The sequence below is a fragment of the Streptomyces sp. NBC_01267 genome (genome assembly GCF_036241575.1).
Classification (GTDB): domain Bacteria; phylum Actinomycetota; class Actinomycetes; order Streptomycetales; family Streptomycetaceae; genus Streptomyces.
Map to the genome: position 1 here is coordinate 6,074,569 of NZ_CP108455.1, position 13,034 is coordinate 6,087,602.

At 71.2% G+C, this 13,034-nt stretch carries 13 protein-coding genes; 8 read left to right on the forward strand and 5 right to left on the reverse strand.

The window, feature by feature from the left end:
• Positions 1-193: 193 nt before the first annotated feature.
• Entirely contained in the window at positions 194-1,024 is an 831-nt protein-coding gene (locus OG709_RS27725; RefSeq protein WP_250304779.1) for a sulfurtransferase, read from the forward strand.
• Positions 1,025-1,127: 103 nt separating this feature from the next.
• Here OG709_RS27725 and sepH read toward each other — a convergent pair whose 3' ends face one another.
• Entirely contained in the window at positions 1,128-2,183 is a 1,056-nt protein-coding gene (gene sepH, locus OG709_RS27730) for a septation protein SepH (RefSeq protein ID WP_250304778.1), read from the reverse strand.
• A gap of 475 nt (positions 2,184-2,658) precedes the next feature.
• On the opposite strand from sepH, the gene OG709_RS27735 reads away from it, so the two are divergent.
• Positions 2,659-3,663: a hypothetical protein gene (locus OG709_RS27735; protein WP_329167966.1), complete on the forward strand. Its 1,005-nt coding sequence runs from the start codon at positions 2,659-2,661 to the stop codon at positions 3,661-3,663.
• A 38-nt stretch (positions 3,664-3,701) separates the two neighbouring features.
• Here OG709_RS27735 and OG709_RS27740 read toward each other — a convergent pair whose 3' ends face one another.
• Both OG709_RS27740 and OG709_RS27745 read right to left on the reverse strand, forming a co-directional pair.
• Positions 3,702-5,036, reverse strand: a complete 1,335-nt coding sequence (locus OG709_RS27740; protein WP_326693859.1) for a D-arabinono-1,4-lactone oxidase — start codon at positions 5,034-5,036, stop codon at positions 3,702-3,704.
• On the reverse strand, positions 4,981-6,243 hold the full coding sequence (locus OG709_RS27745; protein WP_250304775.1) for an MFS transporter: 1,263 nt from the start codon (positions 6,241-6,243) through the stop codon (positions 4,981-4,983). Before OG709_RS27745 ends, OG709_RS27740 begins: the two co-directional genes overlap by 56 nt.
• A gap of 139 nt (positions 6,244-6,382) precedes the next feature.
• Here OG709_RS27745 and OG709_RS27750 point away from each other — a divergent pair, with 139 nt between their 5' ends.
• Together OG709_RS27750 and OG709_RS27755 are read left to right on the forward strand one after the other, a co-directional pair.
• Positions 6,383-7,495 carry a ferrochelatase gene (locus tag OG709_RS27750; protein ID WP_250304774.1) on the forward strand — a complete coding sequence of 371 codons (1,113 nt, stop codon included), beginning with the start codon at positions 6,383-6,385 and terminating at the stop codon, positions 7,493-7,495.
• Between the two features lie 10 nt (positions 7,496-7,505).
• Positions 7,506-8,306, forward strand: coding sequence for an inositol monophosphatase family protein (locus OG709_RS27755; protein WP_250304773.1), 801 nt, complete (start codon positions 7,506-7,508; stop codon positions 8,304-8,306).
• A gap of 114 nt (positions 8,307-8,420) precedes the next feature.
• Here the strand turns inward: OG709_RS27755 and OG709_RS27760 are convergent, their stop codons facing one another.
• On the reverse strand, positions 8,421-8,594 hold the full coding sequence (locus OG709_RS27760; RefSeq protein ID WP_250304772.1) for a hypothetical protein: 174 nt from the start codon (positions 8,592-8,594) through the stop codon (positions 8,421-8,423).
• A gap of 308 nt (positions 8,595-8,902) precedes the next feature.
• Here OG709_RS27760 and OG709_RS27765 point away from each other — a divergent pair, with 308 nt between their 5' ends.
• The 4 genes from OG709_RS27765 (at position 8,903) to OG709_RS27780 (ending at position 12,577) form a co-directional block, all read left to right on the forward strand.
• Positions 8,903-9,556: a response regulator transcription factor gene (locus tag OG709_RS27765; protein WP_250304771.1), complete on the forward strand. Its 654-nt coding sequence runs from the start codon at positions 8,903-8,905 to the stop codon at positions 9,554-9,556.
• Positions 9,557-9,563: 7 nt separating this feature from the next.
• Positions 9,564-10,808 carry a sensor histidine kinase gene (locus tag OG709_RS27770; protein WP_250304770.1) on the forward strand — a complete coding sequence of 415 codons (1,245 nt, stop codon included), beginning with the start codon at positions 9,564-9,566 and terminating at the stop codon, positions 10,806-10,808.
• Positions 10,809-11,202: 394 nt separating this feature from the next.
• Positions 11,203-11,499 carry a DUF4193 domain-containing protein gene (locus tag OG709_RS27775; protein ID WP_164260119.1) on the forward strand — a complete coding sequence of 99 codons (297 nt, stop codon included), beginning with the start codon at positions 11,203-11,205 and terminating at the stop codon, positions 11,497-11,499.
• A 10-nt stretch (positions 11,500-11,509) separates the two neighbouring features.
• Positions 11,510-12,577: a hypothetical protein gene (locus tag OG709_RS27780; protein ID WP_326693858.1), complete on the forward strand. Its 1,068-nt coding sequence runs from the start codon at positions 11,510-11,512 to the stop codon at positions 12,575-12,577.
• On the opposite strand, the gene OG709_RS27785 is transcribed toward OG709_RS27780, so the two are convergent.
• Positions 12,555-13,001, reverse strand: a complete 447-nt coding sequence (locus tag OG709_RS27785; RefSeq protein WP_250304768.1) for a DUF3093 domain-containing protein — start codon at positions 12,999-13,001, stop codon at positions 12,555-12,557. The genes OG709_RS27780 and OG709_RS27785 overlap by 23 nt on opposite strands.
• Positions 13,002-13,034 lie beyond the last annotated feature (33 nt).

Sequence of the window (13,034 nt, forward strand, 5' to 3'; positions counted from 1 at the left end):
CCTCGGACCATCGGTGGTGGCCGTGCGGGGGTCGGTGGGCGGCCCTCACCCAGATGCTTCCACCACCTGCCGCGCGCCGGGCCCCGGCCGCGCCGTATTTTGCACGTTCCAGCAGGAGGATGCCTGTTTTGATACTCCTCGTCCGTTTCTACGGCGTTACGTGCGAGCCGGTCCCTGGGCGAGGATGTGATCCATGACTCCCATCATCACCGCAGCCGAACTCGCCAGCGAGTCGGCCGGAACGCGGCCACCGGTGCTCCTCGACATCCGCTGGAAGCTCGGCGGCCCGAATCTGCGCCCCGAGTACGAGGCCGGGCACATCCCCGGCGCGGTCTTCGTCGACCTGGACGCGGAACTGGCCGGTCCGCCCGGCACCGGCGGCCGTCATCCGCTGCCCGATCCGGCGGAGTTCGGCGAGGTGCTGCGCCGGGCGGGTGTCTCGCGGGACACCCCGGTCGTCGTGTACGACGGCGGCCAGGGCTGGGCCGCCGCGCGCGCCTGGTGGCTGCTGCGCTGGACCGGCCACCTCGATGTCCGGGTCCTGGACGGCGGTCTCGCGGCCTGGACGGGCCCCCTCTCGGCGCAGACTCCGGCGCCCGCCCGGGGCGATTTCACCCCCGTACCCGGCTCCCTGCCGCTCCTCGACGCGGACGGCGCGGCCGGGCTGGCCGGGAAGGGGCTGCTGCTGGACGCCCGCGCCGCCGAGCGCTACCGCGGCGACGTGGAGCCCATCGACCGGGTCGGCGGGCACATCCCCGGCGCGGTGTCCGCGCCGACCACGGAGAACGTCCGCCCGGACGGCCGGTTCCTGCCGGCCGACGAGCTCAGGGCCCGGTTCGCCGGGCTGGGGGCCGCGGGCGAGGACACCGAGATCGGTGTGTACTGCGGGTCCGGTGTCTCCGGGGCCCACGAGGTGCTCGCCCTGGAGGTCGCGGGCTTCCCGGCCGCTCTCTACGCGGGATCCTGGTCGGAATGGTCGTCCGACGAATCCCGCCCGGTGGCGACCGGTCCCGATCCCCGGTAGCCGCCGCCGGACAGCAGTGGGGCCCGCACGCGGCGCGTACGGGCCCCACTCCTCTGTCTCTCCCGCCCAAAGGCCGCCCGGCGGACCGGGGGGCGGGCAGTCCCTAATCCTGCTTCTTGCGCCGCGTCCCGAAGACGATCTCGTCCCAGCTCGGTACGGCCGCACGCCGCCCCGGCCGCACGCCGTCGGCCTCGGCCTGCCGGTCCGTCGTCCCGGTGAGCCGGTCGCGGTGACCGGTCACCGCGCGGGGCATCAGTACGTCCGCGTACGCCGAACCGGCGCCGACCGACGCCGCGGGCGGCTCCTCGGCCTCCGACTCGCGCACCGGCTCGGCCGGCGGAAGCTCCGGCGGAGCGGGCCGGTCCGGTACGACCATGTCGCCGCGGAAGCTCGGGACGGCCTCCAGCAGGCTGGTCAGCGAATCGCGCTCGCTGATGCTGTCGTCCGGCTCGGGAGGCGCGGGCACGGGCGCCGTGGGCCGCTCCATCTGCCGGTCCAGGGCACGGTCGAGCGGCCGGTCGCGCGGCAGCCTGGCGATCCGCGGTACGAACGGAAAGCTCGGCTCGGGCGCCACCAGCGAGTTGTCGGACTCGCCGATCAGCGACCGTGCCTCGTCGTCCATGGCCTGCACCAGACGGCGCGGCGGGTCGTACGTCCAGCTCGCCGAGTGGGTCTCGGTCGCGACCCGGTACACCAGCAGGACTTCCCAGGTGCCGTCGTCACGGCGCCAGGAGTCCCACAGCACGGTGTCCCGGTCGGCGCCGCGCAGCAGCAGCCGCTCCTGCACCGCCTCGCCGAGCTGCGGACCCGTGCCGGTGTTCTCACCGGCACGGCGCACGGGCGTCTTACGGGCCCGTTCGGCCATGAAGGCGCGCTCCGCGAGCACGGGACCCTCGAAGCGGCGGACCCGGTCGACCGGGATCCCGGCCATCTGGGCGACCTCCTCGGCGGAGGCACCGGCTCTTATACGTGCCTGAATGTCGCGGGGACGGAGGTGGCTCTCCACCTCGATCTCGATCTGGCCGAGGCGCGCGCGGTCATTACGGACCGCCGCACGCAGCCGCTCGTCGATCGGAAGCGTGTACTCCGTACTGTCCGCAGCTTTGAGCACCAGTCGTGTGCCGTCATTCGAGACGGCCACGACACGCAGTTCGGGCATGGGAACCTCCCGGGTGGTGCCTGCCGACGTCACGTGCGTCGCTGCTTCCGCTAGTCGAGTGTGGCCTGCCCGGGTTCGGCACGCCACAACCTTGCCGAGTTACCCGGCGTGTCGGGTCTCAGTCCTGGAACGCCGTTATGGCACGGTTACCTGTTCGCAACGCAGAGCGACTGGCGATCACTCTGTGCAGCGGGCGCCCGTGCGGTGCCACGGCTCCGCCGGTTCGAGTGCCGCCTTCGGCCCCCTCCCGTTGGTCCGGACACCCTTGTGGGAGGCCGGGCCCAGGGCTCGACACAGTACTCCATTCGGGCCAAGTGGGTGGACGGCTCGCCGCTCGAGTTCTGGCGGCCCGGGGGAGCGGAATCCCGATAATTGCCTCCGGTGTATGCCCTCGGGTGTTGTGCTTCACACAATCTCCCGAATCGGAACTATCCACTTCGCTCACATGTCCCTTTCTGGTGCAGAGTGTCATCAGATGGGCAAACAGAGGCTGGAGATGGAGCAGAAGCCGGACAGCGGGACAGAGTCCGAGAACGCGACGAAGAAGAAGCTCGACCTGAGCGTGCCGCAGGTCGCGGGCAGCGCCTTCGCGGCTGTCGTGGCGGCGGTGCTGGCCTCGAAGCTCGGGGTGTACGGAACGATCATCGGCGCAGGTGTGGTCAGTGTGATCGCGACCTGTGGCGGCACGATCTTCCAGCATCTCTTCCGGCGTACCGGGGAGCAGATCCGCGAAGTCACGGTGCAGGTGAAGCCGAAGGGCCCGAGGTTCCCGACCCGGCAGGTGCCGGTCAGCCGGGTTTCCGTCAGCCAGGTGCCCGGGACCGCGGAGCCGGGGGAGATGCCGCCCACGGTCGCCGCGCCGTGGCCCGACGAGCTGAGCAGCACCACCACGGGCGGCCGTCGGGCCGGGGACCGGGCGGCCCCGGGTCCCGGTCCGGACGCGACTCGGCTGCTGCCCCTCGACGGGGAGTTCACCGAAGCCACGACCCACGGCACACGGGTGCGCGGCTGGAAGCGCTCGTCGCTCGCGGCCGGCGTCGCGTTCCTCGTGGCGATGTCCGGGATCACCGGGTTCGAGCTGCTCTCGGGGCACGGCCTCAGCGGCGGCAGCGGAACGACGGTGGGATCGGCCGTGCAGGGCGGCGGTACGAAGGCGTCGAAGCCCTCGCCCGCCCCTTCGCACTCGACGGAGCAGGACCGGCAGCAGGGCGGGAACCCGGACCCGAGCCGGAGCCCGGACCCGTCGCCGAGCCGCAGTTCCGGCGACGGCGGGCAGACCGGGCCGGGCCCCGGGAAGAGCGACGCTCCGGCCGACCCGGCCCCGAGCCCTTCACCGCCCTCGTCGGGTGACGCCTCCACGGCACCCGACCCGGCACCGTCCGGCCCGGCCGACAGCGGGACGGGCGGCACCACGGGCCACGACGGCACCGTCCAGCAGGACAAGGGGGCGGGCTCCCGGGGCGACGACTCCCTGACGTGATCTTCAACCTGTGCGGCGCGGAGCCCCCCCTCGGGCGGTCAGTCGCCCAGGACCCGGCGCAGGTAGTCGTTGGCGAACAGCCGCTGCGGGTCCAGCCGGTCGCGCAACGCCGTGAACTCGCCGAACCGCGGATACACCCCGGCCAGATATTCGGCGTCACGGCTGTGCACCTTGCCCCAGTGCGGCCGGCCGCCGTGCGCGGTCATGATCCGCTCGACGGCGGTGAAGTACGCCCGGTGCGGTGTGCCCCGGTACAGGTGCACCGCGATGTACGCGCTCTCCCGTCCCGAAGCCGTGGAGAGCGCGATGTCGTCGGCGGGCGCCGTCCGCACCTCCACCGGGAAACTCACCCGCAGCGGTGAACGCTCCACCATCGCCTTCACCTCGCGCAGCGCCGCCACCGCGGCCTCGCGCGGCAGGGCGTACTCCATCTCGACGAAGCGCACCCGGCGCGGACTTGTGAAGACCTTGTAGGGGACGTCGGTGTAGGTGCGGGCGGAGAGCGCGCGGCTGGAGATCTTCGCGACGGCGGGGATCGTCGCGGGGACGGCCCGGCCCAGCGAACAGGCCGCCTGGAAGAGGCCGTTGGAGAGGAGCTCGTCCTCGATCCACCCGGCTACCTTGCCGGGAGGTGCGGCGGGGCCCGCGCTGCGGTTGTTGCGCTTGGTGTTGCAGTTGCCGGTGTGCGGGAACCAGTAGAACTCGAAGTGCTCGTTCTCGGCGACGAGCTGGTCGAAGTCGGCGGTCACCCGGTCGAAGGCCATCGGCTCCTCGCGGGCCGTCAGCAGGAAGACCGGCTCCACCGCGAAGGTGATCGCGGTGACGACCCCCAGCGCGCCCAGGCCGATCCGGGCGGCGGCGAAGACCTCGGGGTTCTCCTGCTCCGAACACTTCAGTACCGTGCCGTCGGCCGTCACCAGCTCCAGCGCGCGGATCTGCGCGGAGATCGACGCCGAATCACGGCCGGTGCCATGCGTGCCGGTACTGGTGGCGCCCGCCACCGTCTGCTCCATGATGTCGCCCATGTTCGTGAGGGAGAGCCCCTCACGGGCGAGTGCCAGATTCAGCCGCTTCAGCGGAGTACCCGACTCGACGGTCACGGTGCCGGCCGTGCGGTCGATCTCCCGGATGCCGGTGAGGAGATCGGGGCGTATCAGTACCCCGTCGGTCGCGGCCGTCGCCGTGAAGGAGTGGCCGGTGCCGACGGCCTTCACCTTCAGGCCCTCGTCCGCCGCCCGCCGGACTGCGCCCGCGAGCTCCTCGGCCGACGCGGGGGTCACCTCCCGCACCGGGCGCGCGGTGACGTTCCCCGCCCAGTTACGCCACGTGCCCGCCGTTCGCGCTGTCACCGATGTCCGTGCCGTACCCGTCATCTGCCCCGCTCCCCTCGTGTAGTGGCGCCGGCACATGGAGCCGGCGATACCCGAGCAACGCCACCACGGCCGCGAGCGCTCCCGCCACGAGCGGCACCAGATACCCCTGGCCGGCCCCGCCCGCGTCGACCGCCCAGCCGGCGGCCGAAGAGCCGAGTGCCACCCCGACCGCGAGCCCGGTACTGGTCCAGGTCATGCCCTCGGTCAGTTTGCTGCGCGGTACGTGCTGCTCGACGAGGGCCATCGTGGTCACCATCGTCGGTGCTACGGCAAGGCCCGCGACAAAGAGCGCCCCGGCCAGAAACGGCAGGTTCCCGGCCAGTTGGAGGGGGATCATACTCAGCGCCATCGCGCACACACCCACCAGCCACCTGCGTGAGGCCGGGCCGCGAGGGTGCAGCAGTCCGAAGACAGCGCCGGCCAGACAGGAGCCGAGGGCGTACACGGCGAGAACGACACTGGCCAGCGCCTTGTGCCCGCGCTCCTCGGCGAAGGCGACCGTCACGACGTCGATCGCCCCGAAGATCGCCCCGGTCGCCACGAAGGTCAGGACCAGCATCTGCAGCCCGCGCGAGGCCAGCGCCGAACCGGCCGGTCCCTGGCCGCGCGGATGCGGCGCCGGTTCGGTCGCGCGCTGCGAGGTCAGCCAGAAGACGCCGACGACCAGGAAGCCCCCGGCCATCAGCGGGCCCGCCTCCGGGAACCAGGCCGTGGACAGCCCGATGGAGAGGATCGGGCCGAAGATGAAGCAGACCTCGTCGACGATCGACTCCCAGGAGTACGCCGCGTGCAGGCTGCGCGGGGTGCCCCGGTAGATCGCCGCCCAGCGGGCCCTGACCATCGAGCCGATGCTCGGTACGCAGCCCGCGCCCGCCGAGAAGAGGAAGAGCGTCCACTCCGGCAGCTCCTGCTGCGCACAGATCAGCAGGCCCGCGACGGCGGCGGCCGAGACCAGGGTGGCGGGGCGCAGCACCCGGCGCTGCCCGTGCCGGTCGACGAGCCGGGAGATCTGCGGACCGATCGCCGCCGCGGACAGTGCCAGTGTCGCGGAGAGCGCACCGGCCAGCCCGTAGCGCCCGGTGAGCTGGGAGATCATCGTCACCACACCGATCCCCAGCATGGAGAGCGGCATCCGGCCGAAGAGTCCGGCCGCCGAGAACCCCTTGGTGCCGGGGGCGGCGAAAATCGCACGGTAGGGACTGGTCAAGAAGGGCTCCGGTAAGGCGTAAGTGTCGTTTGCGCAGCTTACGGTCGCAGTGACGGGTCCTGCACCGGGGGTCAGGAACGGGCACCCGTTGCGTGGGGGGTCCCCCGGCCTGCCGGAGGCGGGTGGCAGGATCGGAGCCATGTCCGATCAGCGTGATCCAGATCCCTACGACGCCCTCCTGCTGCTCTCCTTCGGCGGCCCCGAGGGCCCGGACGACGTGGTCCCGTTCCTGGAGAACGTGACCCGCGGCCGCGGTATCCCCAAGGAGCGGCTCAAGGAGGTGGGGCAGCACTACTTCCTGTTCGGCGGGGTCAGCCCCATCAACGGCCACAACCGCGCCCTGCTGGACGCGCTGCGCAAGGACTTCGCCGAGCACGGCGTGGAACTGCCGGTGTACTGGGGCAACCGCAACTGGGCGCCGTACCTGACCGACACCCTGCGGGAGATGGTCCGGGACGGCCACCGGCGTATCGCCGTGCTGGCCACCAGCGCGTACGCCTCGTACTCCGGCTGCCGGCAGTACCGCGAGGACCTCGCCGAGGCGCTGGCGACGCTGGAGGCGGAAGGCCTTGAGCTGCCGCGCGTCGACAAGCTGCGGCACTACTTCAACCACCCGGGTTTCGTACGGCCCATGACCGACGGTGTCCTGAAGTCGCTGGCCGGGCTGCCCGACGAGGTACGCGACGGGGCGCACCTGGCCTTCACCACCCACTCCATCCCCACCGCCGCGGCCGACAGTTCGGGGCCCGACGGCGGGGCGTACGTCGCCGAACACCTGGACGTGGCGCGGGTGATCGTCGACGCGGTCCGCGCGGAGACGGGGATCGAGCACCCCTGGCAGCTCGTCTACCAGTCGCGCAGCGGCGCCCCGCACATCCCGTGGCTGGAACCCGACATCTGCGACCACCTGGCGGAGCTGCACGGCGCGGGCGCGCCCGCGGTCGTCATGGTGCCCATCGGCTTCGTCTCGGACCACATGGAAGTCCTCTACGACCTGGACACCGAAGCCGTCGCCAAGGCCGCGGAGCTGGGGCTCCCCGCCGCGCGGTCCGCGACGGTCGGCGCCGACCCGCGCTTCGCGGCAGCGGTGCGCGAGCTGCTGCTGGAGCGGGCAGCCGCGGAGCGGGGGCTCCCGGTGGCGCGCTGCGCGCTGGGAACGCTCGGCGCCTCGCACGACGTGTGCCCGGTCGGCTGCTGCCCGGCCCGCAGTGCCAGGCCCGCAGCCGCGGGCGCCGACAGCCCGTACGCCTAGAGGGAGAACCGTGACCGATCCGCTCCACACCGAACTGCTCGAACTGGCCCAGGAGGCAGCCCGGCGCGCCGGCACCCTGCTGCGGGACGGGCGCCCCGCCGACCTGGAAGTGGCGGCCACCAAGTCCAGCCCCATCGACGTCGTCACCGAGATGGACATCGCGGCCGAAAAGCTGATCACGGGCTACCTCGCCGGTCTCCGTCCCGACGACGGGTTCCTCGGCGAGGAGGGCGCGAGCTCCGAGGGCACCAGTGGCATCCGCTGGGTCATCGATCCGCTGGACGGCACCGTCAACTACCTCTACGGCCTGCCCACCTGGTCCGTGTCGATCGCGGCCGAGCAGGACGGCGAGACCGTCGTGGGTGTGGTGGCCGCGCCGATGCGCGGCGAGACGTTCCACGCGGTCCGCGGCGGCGGGGCGTACCTCGGCGACCGGCGACTGCGGTGCAGGCCCGCACCGCCCCTCGACCAGGCGCTGGTGTCGACCGGCTTCAACTACGTCACGACGGTGCGCGTCCACCAGGCGTCCGTGGCCCAGCAGTTGATCCCGCAGCTGCGGGACATCCGGCGGGGCGGCTCGGCCGCGGTCGACCTGTGCGACGTCGCCGCGGGCCGGCTCGACGGGTACTACGAACGCGGACTGCACCCCTGGGACCGCGCGGCCGGGGACCTCATCGCCCGCGAGGCCGGTGCGAAGACCGGTGGGCGGCCCGGGGAGCGCCCTACGGACGATCTGACGGTCGCCGGGTCGCCGGGCGTCTTCGAGCCCCTCCAGGCCCTCCTGGAGGAGTACGGCGCCTGGCACGACTGACGCCCCGGCTCCGAGCACGCTGACAGGCCCCGGCGGCCGGGACAGGGCACGGGGAGCGCATGCGAAGGCCCCGGCACCGTCGTCCTGTGGTGCCGGGGCCCCGCACGCCGTACGTCAGACGCTCGCGGTGCGGACTTCCACGCCGTGTTCGGCGGCGAGGCGGTGCAGATCGTCCAACTCGCCCTGCTCGACCTCCGCCAGGAAGTCGTCGCCGGTCTCGCGAGCAAGGGTCAGGTCGGTCTGAGCTGCCTTTATGCGCTGCAGCAGACCTGCGGTGAATGCGTCCATGGTGCGCCCCCTCGTCGTGGGTCGGTGGCACGGGGGTGTGCCGAGGGTCATCAACTGATCACGGGCTCCCCGGGGCGGCGGAGCGGCCTGTGGCGCGCCACATACAGGGCGTGATCGGCGGGTGTGCAATCGTCCTCCCCTCGCTCCACCTCAGAGAAACCTCAACCGGCCCGGGAATCACGGAATTCCCACCGTTCCGGGGCCCGGCATTGTCTTACAGCCGGTTTATGGCCGTACGGGGCAGGATGGACGTACACACACTCCGTGCCAGAGCTGCCCTGAACAGGGCTCAGAGGAAGGACAGCGCCGTGCGCGTACTCGTCGTCGAGGACGAGCAGCTGCTCGCCGATGCGGTGGCCACCGGACTTCGCCGGGAGGCCATGGCCGTCGACGTCGTGTACGACGGCGCCGCCGCCCTGGAGCGGATCGGGGTCAACGACTACGACGTCGTCGTCCTCGACCGCGACCTGCCGCTGATCCATGGGGACGACGTCTGCCGCAAGATCGTCGAACTCGGCATGCCGACCCGGGTCCTCATGCTGACCGCGTCGGGTGACGTCAGCGACCGGGTCGAGGGCCTGGAGCTCGGCGCGGACGACTACCTGCCCAAGCCCTTCGCCTTCAGTGAGCTGACGGCGCGGGTACGGGCGCTGGGGCGCCGTACGACGGTCGCCCTGCCCCCCGTCCTGGAGCGGGCCGGCATCAAGCTGGACCCCAACCGCCGCGAGGTCTTCCGGGAGGGCAACGAGATCCAGCTCGCGCCCAAGGAGTTCGCCGTCCTCGAAGTGCTGATGCGCAGCGAGGGTGCGGTGGTCTCCGCCGAGCAGCTCCTGGAGAAGGCCTGGGACGAGAACACCGACCCGTTCACCAACGTCGTGCGGGTGACCGTCATGACGCTGCGCCGCAAGCTCGGTGAGCCCCCGGTCATCGTGACCGTGCCCGGCTCCGGATACCGGATCTGACCGCCCGGTGGCCTCCACCCCCGCGCCGCCGACGGCGCCTCCCAAGCCGACCTGGGACCCGAAATCAGCCGAGTCCCTGTCGCCCTTGCTGCGTCCGACCATCCGGATACGCCTGACCCTGCTGTACGGCGGGATGTTCCTGATCGCCGGGATCCTGCTGCTCACGATCATCTACATGCTGGCGGCGCAGGCGCTGCACAGCGGCAGCAGCACCCCTGCCTTCCAGGTGTCCGGCCAGAACGTGTCCATCGCCAGCCCGACCTGTCCGAACCTCGGGCAGACACAGAACAGCGACCAGCTGAACAGCGTGCTGAAGGCATGCATGAGCGAGCAGCGTCAGCACGCCCTCGACAATCTGCTGACCCGCTCGCTGTACGCCCTCGTGGGCCTGAGCATCATCGCCTTCGCCTTCGGCTACGCCGTGGCCGGGCGGGTGCTGTCGCCGCTCGGTCGGATGACGCGTACCGCCCGCCGGGTGGCCGGAACGGACCTGACCAGGCGGATCGAGCTGGACGGCCCGGACGACGAGCTCAAGGAGCTGGCCGACACCTTCGACGAGATGCTCGACCGACTGGAGCGGGCCTTCACCGCGCAGCAGCGCTTCGTGGCGAACGCCTCGCACGAGCTGCGCACCCCGCTCGCGATCAACCGCACGCTTCTGGAGGTCCACCTCTCCGACCCGGGCGCGCCGGTGGAGCTGACCCAGCTGGGCAAGACGCTGCTGGCCACCAACGAACGCAGCGAGCAACTGGTGGAGGGGCTGCTGCTGCTCGCCCGCAGCGACAACCAGATCGTCGAGCGGAAACCGGTCGACCTGGCCGAAGTCGCCACCCGCGCCCTCGACCAGACCCACGCGGAGGCCGAGGCGAAGGGCGTGGAACTGCGCGGGGAGCAGGCGCCCGCGGTGGTCCAGGGCAACGGCGTCCTGCTGGAGCGGATCGCCCTGAACCTGGTGCAGAACGCGGTGCGTTACAACATCCCGGAGGGCGGCTGGGTGGAGGTCACCACCGAGCTCCAGCCCGGACAGGCGGTGCTGGTGGTGTCGAACACGGGACCCGTGGTCCCCGCGTACGAGATCGACAACCTCTTCGAGCCGTTCAGGCGCCTGCGTACCGAGCGGACCGGGAGCGACAAGGGGGTGGGGCTCGGGCTCTCCATCGCCCGCTCCGTCGCGCGCGCCCACGGAGGCCGTATCATCGCGGAGCCTCGCGAGGGCGGCGGCCTCGTGATGCGTGTCACGTTGCCTGTTTGAGACGTTTCCGGGGGCAGTCCAGATGTTCGCTTTGCGCGGAATTTCCGGGACGCGTTCCCGAGAAACATATGTGCGATCGGTCACAGGTCCGGATTTCCGCCCACCTACTCTCCGTGAACCCCAAATCCCCGAAAAACCGGGAAAATCCGGGGTTTCCAGGGGGTGCGATCACGGGAAGTACACGGGGTGGTACCCGCAAAGCGCCACGCCCGGACCGTGTACGGTCCCGATCGCCATCCAAATCGATCTCTCCCGGGGGATCCGGTTGGGTGTCGATTGAGTAACAGACCTTGATGTGAGGCAAAATCTCCGCCTCAGGTCGGGCACAAGTCCGGCCTCTCACGCGTTACGTGCGCTGGAGACACCGCAAATACCCAGAGGGGGAGAGCGCGACATGGCTACGGATTACGACACTCCACGCAAGACCGACGACGACAGCGACCAGGACAGTCTGGAAGAGCTCAAGGCACGTCGGAACGACAAGTCGACGGCTGCTGTCGACGTCGACGAGTTCGAGCAGGCCGAGGGACTGGAGCTGCCCGGCGCAGACCTGTCCAACGAAGAGCTGTCGGTCCGGGTCCTGCCCCGGCAGGCCGACGAGTTCACCTGCATGAGCTGCTTCCTCGTGCACCACCGCAGCCAGCTGGCGCGCGAGAAGAACGGCCAGCCCATCTGCCGCGACTGCGACTAGGCAGTCGGCCGTGGCAGGCGCGAAACCGTCCCGGAAGCGAAGCTTCCGGCGGAAGGGTTCCCCCGAGGGCCAGCAGGACGGCACGGGCCCGGCTGAAGGCGCGGAAGCGTCTGCCGAGCCCTATGCCCTCCGGCTCCCGGAGGAGAACGACCACGGGGCGAGCGCGCTCGTCAGCAGCGCACGTGACGACGAGCGGGGCCGGTCGGCCTCGCTCGACGAAGCGGCACCTTTCGACGCAGTGGCAGATGCGGTGACGGGTGCGGTGGTACAGGGCGTGCAGGACGGACCCAAGACCGGGGCCCGCCGCCTGGGCGCCCTGAAACACGGCATACAGAACGGCGTGCAGAAGAGCGGTCGGGGGGCGAGGGCCGGGCTGGCGTACGTCGTCGACCGCGTCATCGACATCGCGCCGCGGATCCCGGTCCGCGATCTCGCGACTCTGCGCAGACACTTCCCGGGCCTGGGCCCGGAGGAGATCGCCGACAAGCTGGTCGCGGGTGCGGCCAATGCGACATCCACCGTCGGCGCGGGCATCGGAGCAGCCGCGATGCTGCCCGTACCGCCCGCGATACCGGCTGAGATCGCAGCCGAGATCACCGGAGTCGCGGCGATCGAGCTGAAGCTCATCGCCGAGCTCCACGAGGTCTACGGCATGCGCCCGCCGGGCAATCTCAAGGACCGCTCCACCGCGTATCTGAACGCGTGGTCGGGCGAGCGCGGCTTCGACATCACCAAGCCGGCCACGGTGAACGCGGCCCTCGGCGGTCAGATGAAGCGCGAACTGCGGCAGCAGATCATGAAGCGCACCTTCCGCGACCTGCCGAACCTGATGCCGTTCATGGTGGGCGCCGCCGTCGGCGCGGCCATGAACCGCCGGGACACCAGGAGAGTCGCGGAGAAGATCCGCAAGGACATGCGCAAGCGCCAGGTCCCTTGGGACGCCCTCCCCGAGCTGCCCCCGCTGTCACGGCCCGGGAAGCTCGTACCGCCCGAGGACCCGAAGGGTGCTGAGCGCCCCGCTCCTTTCCCGCCCGGCAGAAACCGGCCGGACAGTCCTAGGTGGCGGGCACGGCCGTGAGTGCCGCCTTGAGCGCCTCGGGGTCCCGCGTCGAGAGATAGGCGTACGGCGTCGGGTCGGCCGGGTCGGTGATCTCCACCCGCAGCGCCGTGTGCACATAGCTGCGCATCAGCATGAAGGCACGCGGATCGGACTTGTACGAGCGCCAGGCGACGGTCTCCTCCGCGTCCAGCACCGTGGCCTCGCCCAGCGCGGTCAGCGGGATCTTCGCGTCCCCCGCGACGAGTGAGCCCGCGACGACGCGGATGCGGACCGAACCGTACGAGCTCACGATCACGCCCGCCACCGCCGCACCGCCGACCAGACCGCCGAGCATCGGCAGCGTGCCCAGCGGCAGCGCGATCAGCCCGCCCGCGATCCCGACGAGCAGGGCGATCAGCCACCAGGAACGGGGCGCGGTGAGACGTTCTTCGTAAGGCTGCATGAAACCAAGCTTGGCATGGTGCGGTACCGGCGT